General features: G+C 69.5%; 13 protein-coding genes. 2 read left to right on the top strand and 11 right to left on the bottom strand.

Going from position 1 to position 16,815, the window contains the following annotated elements:
• Positions 1–94 precede the first annotated feature (94 nt).
• Positions 95–697 (top strand): hypothetical protein, encoded by a 603-nt coding sequence (locus QUC20_RS08320; RefSeq protein ID WP_289329566.1) that lies wholly within the window; start codon positions 95–97, stop codon positions 695–697.
• On the opposite strand, the gene era is transcribed toward QUC20_RS08320, so the two are convergent.
• The 11 genes from era to lepA all read right to left on the bottom strand — a co-directional run bounded on the left by era (position 694) and on the right by lepA (position 11,614).
• Positions 694–1,593, bottom strand: coding sequence for a GTPase Era (gene era, locus QUC20_RS08315; protein WP_120262597.1), 900 nt, complete (start codon positions 1,591–1,593; stop codon positions 694–696). The two genes, QUC20_RS08320 and era, sit on opposite strands and share 4 nt — an antisense overlap.
• Entirely contained in the window at positions 1,590–2,918 is a 1,329-nt protein-coding gene (locus QUC20_RS08310; protein ID WP_120262598.1) for a hemolysin family protein, read from the bottom strand. Before QUC20_RS08310 ends, era begins: the two co-directional genes overlap by 4 nt.
• Positions 2,915–3,379, bottom strand: coding sequence for an rRNA maturation RNase YbeY (gene ybeY, locus QUC20_RS08305; RefSeq protein WP_120262599.1), 465 nt, complete (start codon positions 3,377–3,379; stop codon positions 2,915–2,917). Before ybeY ends, QUC20_RS08310 begins: the two co-directional genes overlap by 4 nt.
• The gene (locus QUC20_RS08300) at positions 3,376–4,413 is read right to left on the bottom strand and encodes a PhoH family protein (protein WP_120264296.1); all 1,038 of its coding nucleotides are present in this window, start codon (positions 4,411–4,413) and stop codon (positions 3,376–3,378) included. The genes ybeY and QUC20_RS08300 overlap by 4 nt, the downstream gene beginning before the upstream one ends.
• Positions 4,414–4,459: 46 nt before the next feature.
• A complete protein-coding gene (locus QUC20_RS08295) occupies positions 4,460–4,807 on the bottom strand; it encodes an HIT domain-containing protein (RefSeq protein ID WP_120262600.1) in 348 nt (115 codons plus the stop codon).
• Positions 4,808–4,851: 44 nt separating this feature from the next.
• Complete coding sequence (locus QUC20_RS08290) at positions 4,852–5,580, bottom strand: 16S rRNA (uracil(1498)-N(3))-methyltransferase (protein WP_289329565.1); 729 nt, start codon at positions 5,578–5,580, stop codon at positions 4,852–4,854.
• A gap of 4 nt (positions 5,581–5,584) precedes the next feature.
• A complete protein-coding gene (gene dnaJ / locus QUC20_RS08285; protein WP_289329564.1) occupies positions 5,585–6,703 on the bottom strand; it encodes a molecular chaperone DnaJ in 1,119 nt (372 codons plus the stop codon).
• Between the two features lie 39 nt (positions 6,704–6,742).
• Positions 6,743–7,780: a heat-inducible transcriptional repressor HrcA gene (hrcA, locus tag QUC20_RS08280; protein ID WP_289329563.1), complete on the bottom strand. Its 1,038-nt coding sequence runs from the start codon at positions 7,778–7,780 to the stop codon at positions 6,743–6,745.
• Positions 7,781–7,860: 80 nt separating this feature from the next.
• The gene (gene hemW / locus QUC20_RS08275) at positions 7,861–9,078 is read right to left on the bottom strand and encodes a radical SAM family heme chaperone HemW (protein WP_120262604.1); all 1,218 of its coding nucleotides are present in this window, start codon (positions 9,076–9,078) and stop codon (positions 7,861–7,863) included.
• A complete protein-coding gene (locus tag QUC20_RS08270; protein WP_120262605.1) occupies positions 9,078–9,737 on the bottom strand; it encodes a DUF1990 domain-containing protein in 660 nt (219 codons plus the stop codon). Before QUC20_RS08270 ends, hemW begins: the two co-directional genes overlap by 1 nt.
• Before the next feature lie 26 nt (positions 9,738–9,763).
• Positions 9,764–11,614: a translation elongation factor 4 gene (lepA, locus tag QUC20_RS08265; RefSeq protein WP_120262606.1), complete on the bottom strand. Its 1,851-nt coding sequence runs from the start codon at positions 11,612–11,614 to the stop codon at positions 9,764–9,766.
• A 270-nt stretch (positions 11,615–11,884) separates the two neighbouring features.
• Here lepA and QUC20_RS08260 point away from each other — a divergent pair, with 270 nt between their 5' ends.
• Positions 11,885–16,777, top strand: a complete 4,893-nt coding sequence (locus QUC20_RS08260; RefSeq protein WP_289329562.1) for an ExeM/NucH family extracellular endonuclease — start codon at positions 11,885–11,887, stop codon at positions 16,775–16,777.
• Positions 16,778–16,815 lie beyond the last annotated feature (38 nt).

The raw sequence follows: 16,815 nt of genomic DNA, 5'->3' as shown, positions 1-16,815 counted from the left end.
GCGCATGCGCCCAGGTTACACCCCGCTCATCCGTCCGCCGCACACAGGCGTGCCGCCGCTGAGACGATGGCGTCGTGCGCGACACTGTCGGGATATGAGTACTCCGCGCGCGGGCCTGTTCGCCCTCATCATGTGTGCGATAGCCCTGACCGCGGGCTGCGCCTCGACACCTGCGGCCGCGCCGACCTCGCTCGACCCCGCTCCGCCCGCCGGCGACGTCGTGGCCCAGGGGACCGTCCTCGACGGCGGCTCGGGCGCTCAGCTGTGTCTCGGCGCCGTCGCGGAGTCGGCCCCGCCGCAGTGCTCCGGCATTCCCCTCACGGGGTGGGACTGGGGATCTCTGACCGACGCGACCACGATGTCCGGCTCGACCTGGGGTACCTATGCCGTCCAGGGGCGTTACGACGGATCGTCGTTCGCCGTCACTGCGCCGGCGGTGCCGCTCGCGCTCTACGATCCGATGCCGCTTCCCGACCCCACCGGCGGGGTCCCCGGCAGGGCGGACGACGCCGAGCTCCACGACGTCGAACAGCGGGTGCACGACACCCTCGGCGACACGGTGCTCGCATCCGGCGCGTACGACGGTCGCCTCTGGGTCACGGTCGTGTGGGACGACGGAACGCTCCAGAAAGCGGCGGACGCCGAATTCGGTGAGGATGTCGTCGTCATCCAGTCGGCGATGCGCGAGGTCGGCTAGAAGCCGAGGCGCCCGAGCTGCTTGGGATCGCGCTGCCATTCCTTCGCGACACGCACCCGCAGCGAGAGGAACACCCGGGTCCCGAGAAGCGGCTCGATCTGAGCGCGGGCACGAGCACCGACATCCGCGAGCCGGGAGCCTTTGCGGCCGATGATGATGGCCTTCTGGCTGTCGCGCTCGACGACGATGTTTGCGTAGACGTCCGTGAGGTCGGAGCCGTCGCGAGGAGCGACGTCCTCCACCGTGACGGCGATCGAGTGGGGCAGCTCATCGCGCACGCCTTCGAGGGCGGCTTCGCGGATGATCTCGGCGATCCGGTCCTCGGTCGACTCGTCCGTGACGACATCGTCGGGGTACAGCGCCGGCCCCTCGGGCATGAGGGCGAGCAGCTCGTCGGACAGCACGTCGAGCTGCTCGGCCGTGACTGCGGAGAGGGGGATCACCGCAGCCCAATCCTCGCGGAGGCTGTCGACCTCCATGAGACGCTCCATGATCTCGTCACGGCCGGCGAGATCGGTCTTCGTCACGATCGCGACCTTCTTGGCGCGCGGGTAGCCGTCGAGCGATGCGGCGATGCGGCGGTCGCCGGGGCCGACCTTGTCGACGGCGGGAACCAGGAAGCCGATGACGTCGACGTCGCCCAGGACCTGCTCGACGAGGTCGTTCAGCCGCTGGCCGAGCAGCGTCCGCGGCTTGTGGATGCCGGGTGTGTCGACGATGACGAGCTGGCCGCCGGGCCGATTCAGGATGCCGCGGATCGCGCGCCGCGTCGTCTGCGGCTTGTCGCTGGTGATCGCGACCTTCTCCCCCACGAGGGCGTTCGTCAGAGTGGACTTGCCGACGTTGGGGCGACCGACGAAGGTCACGAACCCCGACCGGGTCTCTGCTGCGGTCATCTGCTGTCTTCTCCTCTTCGTGCCACGCGGACCTCGCCGGTACGCGGGTGTGCCATGTCGTCCGTCTCGTCGGCCGGGGCGCGTTCGACGAAGACGGTCGCGAGACCCCGCCCGCGTCCGCGTGAGACCCCACCGGTGATCGTGATCCCGTCGACCGTCACCGTCGCGCCGGGCATCGGGACCCGTCCGAGCGTCTTGCCGAGCAGACCGCCGATCGAGTCGACGTCGTCGTCGTCCAGCTCGATGCCGAACAGCTCGCCGACCTCATCGAGGCCCAACCGTGCACTCACGCGGTATCGGCCGGGCTCGAGCTCGACGACCTCGGCGGCGCCCCGGTCGTACTCGTCGGCGATCTCGCCCACGAGTTCCTCGATGAGGTCTTCGAGGGTGATGAGCCCGGCGACCCCGCCGTACTCGTCGACGACGAGGCACACGTGGACGGCATCCCGCTTCATCTGCTGCAGCAGCGACTCAGCTCGCATCGACTCGGGCACGAACACGGCCGGCCGCGCCACTCGTCCCACGGGGACGTCGCGCCAGCCCGACGCCTCCCCGTACGAGAATTGCACGAGGTCCTTCAGGTAGACCACACCGACGATGTCGTCGCGCTCGTCGTCGGTGACCGGCACCCGTGACACACCCCGCTCGAGGAAGAGCGCGAGCGCCTCGTGCGTCGTCGCGGTCTGCGGCACCGTGACCATATCGGTCCGCGGCACCATCACCGACCGCACGAGCGTATCGGTGAAATCGAAGACGGAGTGGATGAGGTCACGGTCATCGGCCTCGATCAGGTCTTGCGAGACCGCCTCGTCGACCATGCTCAAGAGCTGTTCCTCCGAGGCGAACGACGTGCCGCGGGAGACTCCGGGGGTCACGCGGTTGCCGACGATGACCAGGAGGTGAGCGAGCGGGCCGAGCACGATCCGAGCACCGCGCACGATCGGGGCGCAGGCGATGAGCAGGCCGCGGGCGTGCTGGCGCCCGACCGCCCGCGGGCTCGCGCCGACCAGGACGAACGACACCGCCGTCATCAGAAGGGCGGCGACGAGGATCGCCCACCACAGGTTCTCGAGCGCCAACGTCAATGCAGCCGTGACGAACACCGCAGCCGTCGACTCCGCGAGGATGCGGATGAAGACGACGGCGTTCGCGTGCGCCGTCGTATCGTCCGCGATGCGACGCAAGGCCTGCTGCCGTCGGCTCGTCTCGGCCCAATCGGCGAGGTCGGCGCGCGATGTCACTCCGAGCGCGGCGTCGAGTGCGGCCATCAGGCCCCCGAGCGCGACGAGGAACACCGCGCCGAGGACGAGGAGGAAGACGGTCACGCGCGGCGGCGCTCGCTTGCGTGGAAGGCCGAGATCAGCTCGCGCTGGAGCCCGAACATCTCGCGCTCCTCGTCCGGCTCGGCGTGATCGAATCCGAGCAGGTGCAGCAGCCCGTGCGTCGTGAGGAGGATGAGTTCGTCGAGCGTCGTGTGCCGCGCCGCCTGGGCCTGGGCCTCGGCGACCTGTGGGCACAGCACGATGTCACCCAGGAGACCCGGAGGCGTCGGCGCGTCCTCGGTGCCCGGGCGGAGCTCGTCCATCGGGAAGCTGAGCACGTCGGTGGGCCCGGGCTCGTCCATCCACTGCACGTGCAGCGACTCCATGGCGCCCTCGTCGACGAGGAGGATGGCGAGGTCGGCATCCGGGCTCACGTTCAGCTGGGCGAGGTTGTGCTCGGTCAGCCGCAGGAGCACGGTCTCGTCGACGGACACGCCGGATTCGTTGGTGATCTCGATGGTCATGAACGTCCTCGTTTCGGGAGCCGGTCGCGCGGACCGACGGGCCGTGTCGCGGTGCGCCGCTCGGCCCGGTTGGCGAACTCGCTCGCCTCGTCGCGCTCGCGACGGGCAGCGAGGCGCTGCTCGTCGTACTCGCTGTAGGCATCGACGATGCGGCCGACCAGCGTGTGGCGCACGACGTCGTCGCTCGTGAGGGTGGCGAAGTGGATGTCGTCGATGTTCTTCAGCACGCGCGTCACCGTTCGCAGCCCCGACGTTCCCTGGGGAAGGTCGACCTGCGTGATGTCGCCGGTGACGACCATGCGCGTGCCGAAGCCCAGACGCGTGAGGAACATCTTCATCTGCTCGGGCGTGGTGTTCTGAGCTTCGTCGAGCACGACGAACGAGTCGTTCAGCGTGCGCCCGCGCATGTAGGCGAGCGGTGCGACCTCGATCGTGCCCGTGGCCATGAGCTTGGGAACGAGCTCGGGGTCGAGCATCTCGTTGAGGGCGTCGTAGAGCGGCCGAAGGTACGGGTCGATCTTGTCGGTGAGGGTCCCGGGGAGGAAGCCGAGGCGCTCGCCCGCTTCGACGGCGGGTCGAGTGAGGATGATGCGGTTGACCTCTTTGCGCTGCAGCGCCTGCACGGCCTTCGCCATCGCGAGGTACGTCTTGCCGGTTCCGGCAGGACCGATGCCGAAGACGATCGTGCTCTCATCGATCGCGTCGACGTATGCCTTCTGCCCCAGCGTCTTCGGTCGGATGACCTTGCCGCGCGACGAGAGGATCGCCTCGCCCAGCACCTCGGAAGGACGAAGGCCCTCGTCGCCGTTGCGGCGTTGCAGGATGCGGCTCGAGGTCGTGACGTCGCTCGGGTCGAGCCCCTGCCCGGCGCGCGCCATCGCGATCAGCTCGTCGACGAGCGTCTTGGCCGCCGCAACGGCATCCGTCGTTCCCGTGAGTGTGATCTCGTTGCCGCGCACGAGCACGTCCACGTCGGGGTGCTCGCGCTCGACGACGCGGAGGAGTCTGTCTTGGGGGCCCAGCAGCTGGACCATGGCGACACCGTCGGCGAGGATCGTCGCGACGGCGGGTTCGGAAGCATCAGCCACCGAGGCTCCCTTCGGAGAGGTCGCCGGCGAGGACGTGGGCGTGAACGTGGAACACGGTCTGTCCCGCGCCCGGGCCGGTGTTGAAGATCAGGCGGAAGTCGCCGTCGGCGTGCTCGGCGGCGACGGCGTTGGCGAGCCCGATGAGCTCGCTGAGGAGGGCGGGGTCGCCCGCGGCGAGCTCGACCACCGTGCGGTAGCGCTCGGTCTTGGGGATCACCAGGAGGTGGACGGGCGCCTGCGGCGCGATGTCGCGGATGGCGAACACGTTTTCGGTCTCGGCGATGATCTCCGAGGGGATCTCGCCGCGGAGGATGCGCGTGAAGACGGACGGTTCGCTCATGGCTTCAGTCTATCGACGGGGTTCGGCGCCGGGACGGGCCGGTGTCACCAGCGCCCGATGGCGACGTTCACCACGCCGAGCGCAGCGGGGCCGGCGGTCGACGTCCGCAGCACCGTGTCGCCCAGACGTACGGTGATCGCACCGGCGGCGGTCAGCGCGTCGAGTTCTTCCGGGGCGATTCCGCCCTCCGGCCCGACGACGAGCGAGACGTCGCCCTCCCCCGCGTCGACATCGCTGAGCCGTCGCGTCGCCGTCGGCTCGAGCACGAGCACGCGTTCACGGGCGCACCGCTGTGCGACCTCAGCCGTCGACAGGGGCGCCTCCACGGCGGGCAGCCACGCGCGATGCGCCTGCTTCGCCGCCTCTCGTGCGATGGTCGCCCAGCGCTGGACCCCGCGTTCCACCTTCGGGCCGCTCCAGCGCGAAACACTTCGGGTGGCCTGCCACGGGACGATCGCGTCGATGCCGAGCTCGGTGCAGGCCTGCACCGCGAGCTCGTCCCGATCGCCCTTCGCGAGCGCCTGGATCAACGTGACGCGTCGAGCGGGCTCGGGGTACTCGTCGCGGACGCGCACCTCGATGCGGACGAGCTTCGGGTCGGCCGCTGTGACGGTGCCTTCGAGCCACGCACCCGCACCATCGCCCACCGTCACCGTCTCGCCGACCCGCACGCGACGGACACCGGCCGCGTGATGCGCTTCGGCGCCGGTGAGCTCGACCGATTCGCCCGGTCGGGCGGTGAGGGGCAGGTCGACGAGGAAGTGCAGCGCCATGCGGTCAGCTGTTCCGGAACCGGTCGCGGAGCTTGGCGAACATCCCCTGGTGGAACTGCGCGAGCTGTGGCGCCGGAGACTTCGTGCGCTTCTTCAGCTCTTCGATCAGCGCTCGTTCCTTGGCGTCGAGTCGCGTCGGGGTCACGACGTGGACGCCGACACGCAGGTCGCCGCGGTTCGAGCCACGGAGAGGCGTGATGCCGCGCCCCTTGATAGTGAGGACGTCACCGGACTGCACTCCGGGACGCAGCTCGAGCTCGACGGGTCCGTCGAGGGACTCGATCGTCGTGCTGGTGCCCAGCACGGCATCCGGCATCGACACTTCGAGCGTCGCGAGTAGATCGTCGCCCTCGCGGCTGAAGACGTCGTGGGGGTTGACCGTGACCTCGAGGTACAGGTCGCCGTTCGGTCCACCGGCGGGACCGACCTCGCCCGAGCCGGGGAGCTGGAGGCGCAGTCCGGTCTCGACGCCGGCGGGGATGTCGAGCGAGACCGTTCGGCGGGCCCGGACGCGTCCCTGACCCTGGCAGGTCGTGCACGGATACGGGATGGTCGTGCCGTAGCCCTGGCAAACGTTGCAGGGCTGCGACGTCACGACGTTGCCCAGCAGACTCCGGACGGTGCGCTGGACGTTTCCCGCGCCATGGCAGACATCGCATGTGACGGGCTGGGTTCCCGGCTGGCAGCAGGAGCCCTGGCAGGTGTCGCAGAGCACCGCGGTGTCGACCTCGATGTCTCGGTGCACACCGAAGACGACGTCACCGAGCTCGAGGGTCACCCGAACGAGGGCATCCTGCCCGCGCTCACGTCGAGAGCGCGGGCGCCCGGCACGGCCACCGCCGCCGCCACCCCCGAAGAAGGTCTCGAAGATGTCGCTGAAGCCCCCGAAGCCGGCAGCGCCACCGAAACCGCCGGCGGAGTCGCCGCCCACGTCGTAGCGCTGACGCTGTTCCGGGTCGCTGAGGACGTCGTAGGCGTGCGTGACGAGCTTGAATCGCTCGGACGCGTCCTCCCCCGGGTTCACGTCGGGGTGCAGCTCTCGTGCGAGGCGTCGGTACGCCTTCTTGATCTCGTCGGGCGACGCGTCGCGCGCGACGCCCAGGACCTCGTAGTGGTCAGCCACGGATCGCCTTTCCGCCCCTGCGGGCGTGGATGGGTCGGGTCAGCGCGACTTCTCGTCTTCGTCGAGGAGCCGGCTGAGGTAGTGCGCGACGGCGCGGACCGTCGCGAGGTTCGTCGGGTAGTCCATGCGGGTCGGTCCCATGAGACCGACCCGGGCACGTGACCCCGGGACGTCGTAGTCGCTCGTCACGACCGAGGCCTCGGACAGTCCGTACGCCTCGTTCTCGCGGCCGATGCGCGCCGCGACGCCGCGGTCGTCGGCGACCATCTCGCCCATGAGCCGGAGCAGCGTCACCTGCTCCTCGATCGCTTCGAGCAATGGGTAGATGCTGCCGCGGAAGTCGGCTTCGCGCCGAGCGAGCGTCGCTGTGCCCGCCATCACCAGGCGGTCCTGGCGGAAGGTCTCGAGTTCCTCCACGAGGATGCGCGAGACCTCCCGCACGGCCTCGCCGATCGGATCGGCGACGGCATCTCCCTCTGCGAGGGCCGTGACGGCAGTGACCGCGTCGCGGACCGCCACGCCCGTCACGGCAGCGCGCAGCGTCGCCTTGGCGACCTCGAACTGCGCTCCGTCGAGAAGCGTCCGCACGACTCCGACCCGTTGCGAGACCCGGCCGGTGTCGGTCACGACGATGACGACGAGGCGTCCACCGCCCAAGTCCACCAGCTCGAGGTGCGACACCTGGGCGCGCGCGAACGACGGGTACTGCACCATAGCGACCTGACCGGTCAGCTGGGTGAGGGCGCGGACCGTGCGCACCAGCAGGTCGTCGAGGTCGGTGGGCCCGTCGAGGAAGGTCGTGATCGCTGAGCGCTGTGCAGCGCTCAGCGGGCGGAGGCCCGCGAGATGATCGACGAAGACGCGGTAGCCCTTGTCGGTCGGAACGCGTCCCGACGAGGTGTGGGGGGCGGCGATGAGCTCCTCGTCCTCGAGGAGCGCCATGTCGTTGCGGATCGTGGCAGCCGACACGCCGAACGCGTGCCGTTCGACGATCGACTTGCTACCCACGGGCTCGCGGGTGTCGACATAGTCCTGCACGATCGCCCGCAGCACCTGCAGTCCGCGCTCTGAGACCATGTCCGTCACCTCCTGCTTGGCACTCGAAGTCTGTGAGTGCCAATTCTATCGCGTGGACGACCGCGATCGCCTCCCGGCGGTCACTCCGTCAGTGCGCGAACGACGGCGTCGGCCATGAGACGTCCGCGCCGGGTGAGCACGATGCGCCCGCGCACCGCGTCGGCGCCCTCGATCAGGCCGTCGGCGATGAGCGAGGCCACGGCTCGCCGGCCGGGGTCGCCCAACTCGTCGATCCCGAGCCCTTCGACGATGCGAGAGCGCAGGAGCACGGACTCCAGCCGCAGCGCGTCCGCATCGGGGCGCTCCCGGCCCGCCGCGGGCGAGTGTCCCGCTGCCAGTCGCTGGGCGTACGCGGCGGGATGCTTGACGTTCCACCACCGGAGACCGGCGACGTGGCTGTGGGCGCCGGGCCCGTAGCCCCACCAATCGGTCCCCCGCCAGTAGGCGAGGTTGTGGCGCGAGCGTTGATCCGTCGACCTCGCCCAGTTCGACACCTCGTACCAGGAGAAGCCCGCGTCGGCCAGGCTTTCGTCGGCCAGCTCGTACATGTCGGCCTGCAGATCATCGTCGGGCGCGGCGACCTCGCCGCGTCGGATCTGCCGCTCGAGGCGCGTGCCCTCCTCGATGATCAGGGCGTAGGCGGACACGTGATCGGGCTCGAGCGAGACGGCGGTGTCGACGGAGCGTCGCCAATCGTCGAGGCTCTCCCCCGGCGCGCCGTAGATCAGGTCGACCGAGACGTCGAGCCCGGCCCCGCGGGCAGCGGCGACGGCGGTCGACACGTTGGCGGGATCATGCGTGCGATCGAGCGCAGCCAGCACGTGCGGCACGGCGGACTGCATGCCGATCGACAGACGGGTGACACCGGCGGCCGCCAGTTCGTCGGCGACTCGTGGACTCATCGTGTCGGGGTTCGCCTCGACGGTGACCTCCGCACCCGCGGCGATGCCGAACGTCTCACGCACGCCGCTCAGCATCCGCGCGAGATCTCCCGCCGGAAGCAGCGTGGGGGTGCCGCCGCCGAAGAACACCGTCTGTGCCGCACGACGGGGGCCTCGCTCGTCGATCAGGGCAGCCGACAAGGCGATCTCGCGCAGCACCTCGTCGGCGTACGCGTCCTGACGAGCACCGCGCAGTTCCGTGGCTGTGTAGGTGTTGAAATCGCAGTAGCCGCATCGCACGCGGCAGAACGGGACGTGCACGTACACCCCGAACGGAACGTCGGGGGCGATGACGAGGTCGTCGGGCAGGGTGCCGCCGACCGGCACCGGATCACCGATCGGCAGTGCCGCCCCCATCAGGCGCCGGGCGTCGCGTACAGCGGCGAGATCGCGCGAAGGTATCCCTGGAACAGCAGCCGGCGGCGGCGGCGGACGAGGCCCTTGAGCATGCGGTAGGCCAGCGCCGTCGGCCTGTCGAACGCGCGCACCACGAACCACACCTCGTCGTTGTCGCGCCACTCGAGGAGGAAAGACTCCTCCCCGCTGACCACGGAACCGCCGACCGTACCGAGAGCGAACGCGACGCGTCGGGGCTCCTCGTCGACGAAGATCACGCGGAGTTCGGCATCCGCGTTCAGACCCGACACTCGCCCATGGACCCGCAGCGTCGTGCCGGCACCCACGTAGGGAGTGCCGTCCGCCGCGAAGCGCTGCTCGTGGTCCATGCTGCTGGGCGCGACGGCGTTGCCCTGGTCGTCGAACGCGACGCCGGTGTACATCGGACCTGAGGCCGGCCGGACATCGGCCACCCGCAGCCCCGCGCCTCGGAGCGCCGCCCACGACATCAGGAGGTCGGCGGCGGTGTCGAACCGAGACTGCCCGCTGCCGATGCGCCAGGCATCCTCGGCGGGGATGCTCTGCTCCGGCGGATACGCCATCAGGTCGTGCGCGCGCGTCGCACCGACCGCCGCGTAGTCGACGGTCTCGTCTCGGAAGGTCCCGCGTCGCTGATGCATGGGTCTCCTCGTTGCTCCCGGTGGGGCTACTTCTTGTCCTTGCCTTCGACGTCGCCCGACAGCGCGGCGATGAACGCCTCCTGCGGCACCTCGACACGACCCACCATCTTCATGCGCTTCTTGCCCTCTTTCTGCTTCTCGAGGAGCTTGCGCTTGCGGGTGATGTCACCGCCGTAGCACTTGGCGAGGACGTCCTTGCGGATGGCGCGGATGTTCTCGCGGGCGATGATGCGCGCGCCGATGGCGGCCTGGATCGGCACCTCGAACTGCTGGCGCGGGATGAGCTTGCGCAGGCGCTCGGTCATCATCGTGCCGTAGGCGTACGCCTTCTCGCGATGGACGATCGAGCTGAAAGCGTCGACCTTCTCGCCCTGCAGCAGGATGTCGACTTTCACCAGGTCGGCGGTCTGCGATCCGGCGGGCTCGTAGTCGAGGCTCGCGTAGCCCTGCGTGCGCGACTTGAGGTGATCGAAGAAGTCGAACACGATCTCGCCGAGCGGCATGTTGTAGCGCAGCTCGACGCGGTCTTCGCTCAGATAGTCCATGCCCAGCAGCGTGCCGCGACGCGACTGGCACAGCTCCATGACGGTGCCGACGTAGTCCTTCGGCGCGAGGATGCCGACCTTGACGACCGGCTCCGACACCTCGGCGACGCGCCCGTCGGGGTACTCGCTGGGGTTGGTCACCACGACGGTCTCGCCGGTGTCGGTCGCGACCTCGTAGGTCACCGACGGCGCGGTGGTGATGAGGTCGAGGCCGAACTCGCGTGACAGGCGCTCGGTGATGATCTCGAGGTGGAGAAGCCCGAGGAAGCCGCATCGGAAGCCGAAACCGAGGGCGACGGAGGTCTCGGGCTCGTACTGCAGCGACGCGTCCGACAGCTTCAGCTTGTCGAGCGCCTCGCGGAGGTCGCCGTAGTCGCTGCCGTCGATCGGGTAGATGCCCGAGAACACCATCGGCTTCGGGTCGGTGTACCCCGGCAGGGCCTCCGTCGCGGGCTTCCGATGATTGGTGATCGTGTCACCGACCTTGGACTGGCGGACGTCCTTCACGCCGGTGATGAGGTAGCCGACCTCGCCGACGCCGAGTCCCTTGGTGGGAATCGGCTCGGGGCTCGACACGCCGATCTCGAGCAGCTCGTGCGTCGCGCGCGTCGACATCATCTGGATGCGCTCGCGGGGCTCGAGCTTGCCATCGACCATGCGGACGTAGGTGACCACACCGCGGTAGGCGTCGTAGACCGAGTCGAAGATCATGGCGCGCGCCGGAGCGTCGGGGTCTCCGACGGGGGCCGGGATGCGGTCGACGATGCGATCCAGCAACTCCTCGACGCCCATGCCGGTCTTGCCGCTCACGCGAAGGACGTCTTCCGGGTCGCCGCCGATCAGGTTCGCGAGCTCGGCCGCGTACTTCTCGGGGTCGGCAGCGGGAAGGTCGATCTTGTTCAGCACCGGAATGATCTGCAGATCGTTCTCGAGCGCGAGGTACAGGTTCGCAAGGGTCTGAGCCTCGATGCCCTGCGCCGCGTCGACGAGCAGGATCGCACCCTCGCACGCCGCGAGCGATCGGCTGACCTCGTAGGTGAAGTCGACGTGACCCGGCGTGTCGATCATGTTGAGCGCGAACGTGCCCGAGTCCTTCGACCACGGCATCCGCACCGCCTGGCTCTTGATCGTGATGCCGCGCTCACGCTCGATGTCCATACGGTCGAGGTACTGAGCGCGCATGTCGCGGTCGGCGACAACGCCGGTGATCTGCAGCATCCGATCGGCCAGCGTGGACTTGCCGTGGTCGATGTGGGCGATGATGCAGAAGTTGCGGATGAGCTCGGGCGGCGTTGCGGCAGGCGCGAGCGGCTGGAGTGCGCGCGGAGACATGTCCCGGGAAGTCTACCCGGGGTGGCGAGACGACACTGCCGCAGAAGCTCGCGCGCGTGATGCTACGAGGACCGGCGACGGACACGCCAGTAACTGGTCTGGTGAAAAACAATTAACCATTCCGCTACTTGCCGAACACATCAGTGGCGTCGAATGCTCAATGCGGCGGCCGGCAATTGCGCGAAATCCCCGTGCCCGGTCCGCCCCCGGGAGAGCACCGTGATCACAGCAGACCCTGTCGCGCCCGCGCGACGACCCTGGCAGAGATGGGTGGCCTCCAGCGCCGCCGTCGCGATCGTGGCGGGAGGTGTGGGATGGGCCGCGATGCCGGCGAGTGCCGCCGTCAGCGCCGACGCGCCCGTCGTGATCAACGAGATCTACGGCGGTGGCGGCAACAGCGGCGCCCCGCTGAATCGTGACTTCATCGAGCTGCGCAACACCTCGGATGCGGCCGTCTCGCTCGACGGCTGGAGCGTTCAGTACGCCTCCGCTACGGGCTCCAGCTGGCAGGTCACCACGCTGGCGGGCGCGACGATCGAGCCCGGCGGACATCTGCTGATCGGCCAGGCGCTCGGCGGCGATGCCCAGCTCCCGGGCTTCACCGCCGACATCGAGGGCTCCATCCCGATGAGCGGCACCCAGGGCAAGGTCGCGCTCGTGAGGTCGACGACCGCGCTCAGCGGCGGATCGGGCCTCGCCCACAACGACACAGTCGTCGACTACGTCGGCTGGGGCAACGCGACGGACTTCGCCGGCTCGGCTGCGGCACCCGCGACGTCCAACGCGACGAGCGTCGCGCGGAGCATGGACGGTAGCAATTCGGCCGACAATGCCGCGGACTTCACCGCGGGTGCGCCGACACCGCAAGGGCGCGTCGCAGGCCAGCCGGAAGAGCCCGGCGAGCCGGAGCAGCCGGCCGAGCCCGCGGTGGTCTCGATCGCCGAGATCCAGGGCTCCGGCGACGCCACTCCCCTTGCCGGCACGACCGTCACGACCGAGGGCGTCGTCACCGCGCACTACGCGACCGGCGGCTACAACGGTTACGTCATTCAGACCGCCGGTAGCGGCGGCGCCTACGACCCCGACCGCACGTCTTCGGATGCCGTTTTCGTCTACACCCGCACAGCGGCGGTGGCACGCGAGGTCGCACTCGGCGACAACGTGCGGGTGACGGGTGTCGCGAGCGAGTTCAACGGGCTCACCCAGCTCTCCGTCGCGGCCGGTGCGGCTGAGCGGCTGGACGCGGCCGCAGTAGCTCCCGCGCCGGTGACTCTCGCGGAATGGCCGCGTGACGTCGCTGCGCGCGAGGCGCTCGAGTCGATGCTCGTCGAGGTCGACGAGCAGTTCACCATCAGCAACACCTACTCGACCGGCCAGTACGGCGAGGTGGGTCTGGCGACCGATGGCACGCCGCTGCGCCAGCCGACGGATGCCGCGCGACCCGGATCTGCCGAGGCCGCGGCGGTCGCTGCCGACAACCTCGCACGTGGAGTCGTGCTCGACGACGGTGGCTCCATCAACTTCGCGGCGCGAGACCGCGATACGGGTGCGCTGGTGAACGGCGATCTGATCCCCGCGTACCTGTCGCTCGACGAGCCGCCCGTGGTCGGCGGCAGCGCGACCCTGAGCGGCGCGTACGTGCTGGACTACCGCAACGACACCTGGAAGCTGAATCCGACGCAGTTCCGCGTCGGCGACGCGACCGGCGCGGGCGACCAGGTCCTTTTCACCGTCGATCGCCCGGCCTCCCCGGCAGCGGTCGGCGGCGATCTCAGCGTGGCGTCGTTCAACGTCCTGAACTACTTCACGACATTGGGGGTCGACGACAGCGATTGTGACGCTTACACAGATCGCACCGGCGACGGCGTCAACGTGCAGGGCGGCTGCGATCAGCGCGGAGCGTGGGACGCCGATGACCTCGAGCGTCAGCAGGCGAAGATCGTCGCGGCGATCAACACCCTCGACGCCTCTGTCGTGGGTCTGATGGAGATCGAGGACTCCGCAGCGCTCGGCGAGACCGTCGACGAAGCGACGGCTTCGCTGGTCGCGGCGCTGAACGCTGCTTCGGAGCCCGGCAAGTGGGCCTATGTTCCGTCGTCGGCCGAGCTCCCGCCGGCATCCCTGCGTGACGTGATCACCAACGCGATCATCTACCAGCCGGCGCTCGTCGAACGTGTCGGCGATGCGCGCGCTCTCGGCACGCTCTCGGCGGACGGACAGGCATTCGGCAACGCACGCGAGCCGATCGCGCAGACGTTCGCGCCGGCCGGCGGGGGCGAGGAGTTCCTCCTCGTCGTGAACCACTTCAAGTCGAAGGGCTCGGCCGGACCGTGGCCGGGCGATGGCGAGGACCCGAACGGACAGGGCAAGTCCAACGAGTCGCGCGTGCGTCAGGCGACCGCGCTCAGCGAGTGGGTCCCGACCATCCAGGGCGACACCGACGCCGTCATCCTCGTGGGCGACTTCAACTCGTACACCCGCGAAGACCCCATCGAGGTGCTGCGAGGCGCAGGTTACGAATCGGCCGAGGTCGCTCTCGGCATCGAGAAGTCGAGCTATTCCTTTTCGGGCCTCGCGGGTTCACTCGACCATGTTCTGATGAACGACGCGGCACGCCAGCGCGCGACCGGCGCCGACATCTGGAACATCAACTCGGGTGAGCCCGTCTCGTTCGAGTACAGCCGTTACAACAATCACGGCGCCCTGTTCTATGACGACGGCCCCTACCGCTCGTCCGACCACGACCCGGTCAAGGTCGGTCTTTCGGCGGGAGCCGCTGCCCCTGTCGAGCCGATCGATCTGACGCTGCTCGGGATCAACGACTTCCACGGCCGCATCACCGGCGTCACGCCGCCCAAGCCCGCGGTCGGCGAGACCAAGGCGCAGCCGGAGATCCCCGGAACCGTCGGCTTCGCCGGGACGATCGAGGAGCTGCGAGCCGCGGCTCCCGACGCCGTGCTCCTGTCGGCCGGTGACAACATCGGGGCCTCGCTCCCGGCGTCGTCGCTGGCGCAGGACGAGCCGACGATCGACGTGCTGAACGCTCTCGACCTGCGGGCGAGCGCCGTGGGCAACCACGAGTTCGACCGCGGCTTCGCCGACCTGCGCGACCGCGTCATCCCGCGTGCCGACTTCACCCACCTCGGGGCGAACGTCTACGCCAGTGGCACGACCGACCCGCAGTTCGACGAGTACGCGCTCATCGAATCGCAGGGCCTCACGATCGGCGTCATCGGCGTCGTGACCGAGGAGACCGCGGCGCTGGTGAGCGGCGCGGGCATCGCCGGGCTCGAGTTCGGCGACCCGGTCGAGGCGGTCAACCGCGTCGCGGCCGACCTCACCGAAGGCTCGGGTGATCAGGCCGACGTCATCGTCGCGCTCTACCACGAGGGTGCGGCCGACAGCGCGTCGGACGCGAGCCTCGACGAGGCCGTGGCCGACAGTGCGGTCTTCGCTCGCATCGTCAACGAGACCTCCCCCGAGGTCGATGCCATCTACACCGGTCACACGCACAAGCTGTACGCGTGGTCGGCGCCGGTCCCGGGAACGGATCGGACGCGTCCGATCGTGCAGACCGGCTCGTACGGGGAGTTCGTCGGCAAGGTCGTCCTCTCGGTCGATCCGGCGAGCGGCGAGGTCGTCGCTCACACGCAGGAGAACGTGGGACAGACGAAGACTCCCGCCGCCGACCTGATCGCGACCTACCCGCGGGTGGCCGAGGTCGACGAGATCGTCCGGAAGGCGCTCGCGGACTTCGCCGAGATCGGCAACACGCCGGTCGCGACGATCTCCGCCGACATCACCAGCGCGTACTCGGGCGGCTCGTATGTCGATGGCGCCTACGCCGGCGGCAAGCGCGACGATCGGGCGTCGGAGTCCTCGCTCGGCAACCTCGTCGCCGAGTCGATCCGCTCGAACCTCGCGAACCTGCCGAACGGCGCGCAGATCGGAGTGACGAACTCAGGCGGCCTCCGGGCCGACCTGTTCGACACGCAGGCCGAGTTCGGCGCCAACGCGGTCGCGGGGGTACCGGACGGCACGGTCACTTGGGGTCAGGCGTATGCGGTGCTTCCCTTCAACAACACGATGGCCTTGGTGACGCTCACCGGCGCCGACTTCGTGCGTGTGCTCGAGCAGCAGTGGCAGCGTGACAAGGACGGCAACGTGCCGTCGCGCCCCTACCTGCAGCTGGGCCTGTCGGACAACGTGTCGTACACCTACGACGACACGCGTCCGGAGGGTAGTCGGATCACGTCGGTCACGGTCGACGGGCAGCCGCTCGACCTCGACGCGGAGTACCGCATCGGCACGCTCTCGTTCCTCGCGTCCGGCTCGGGAGACAACTTCCGCGCGTTCGCTGCGGGCACCGACTACGTCGACACCGGCTTCCTCGACCACGAGGCCTGGATCGACTACCTCGGCGAGCAGCAGCCGGTCGCGCCGTCGTTCGCGAAGCACGCCGTCCGCGTCCAGGGAGTCCCCGAGACCGCGGCTGCGGGCTCGATGCTCGAGCTCACCGTGTCGAACCTCGACATGACGAGCCTCGGCGCGCCTCAGAATGGCGCGGTGGATGTCTCGCTCGACGGCTCGGTCATCGCGTCGGCACCCGTGGCGGGCGGGAGCGCGGTCGTGGCGGTACCGCTGCCGGCGGGCCTCCCCGACGGCGCTGCGGAGCTGGTCCTGACGACGGATGCCACGGAGACGACCGTCACCGTCCCCGTTCGGATCGGCGAGCCGAGCACCGAGCCGGGGACCGACCCCGGCACCGGGACCTGGGCGCAGGTCGACCTGTCCACGACCCGAGTCGAGCAGGGCGGATTCATCGATGTGCGGGTGTCGGGTCTCGAGCCCGGGCAGCAGATCGGTGCGACGCTGTTCAGCGAACCGATCGAGGTTCGCGGCATCCCGGCCGCCGACGACTCCGGTGTGACCTCGTTCCGGGTGGCGATCCCTGCGGACTTCGCCGTGGGAGCCCACACGCTGCGGATCTCGACATCCGGCGAGCAGCCGCTCGACTTCGCGATCACCGTCGTGCGTGCGGGGCAGCTCGCGGTGACCGGCGCCGAGACGCCGCTCGGCGTGCTCCTCGCCGGTGCGATGCTCCTCGTGGCGGGTGGCGTGCTCGCGGTCACGCGTCGACGCAGCGCGATGCCGATGCGATGAGCGTGCGGCGACGCTGACGCGGAGTGAGGGCGGCCGGG

This window comes from Microbacterium arborescens (assembly GCF_030369635.1).
GTDB lineage: Bacteria > Actinomycetota > Actinomycetes > Actinomycetales > Microbacteriaceae > Microbacterium.
The sequence above is the reverse complement of the archived record's forward strand: the minus strand, read 5'-3'. Positions and strand labels throughout refer to the sequence as shown.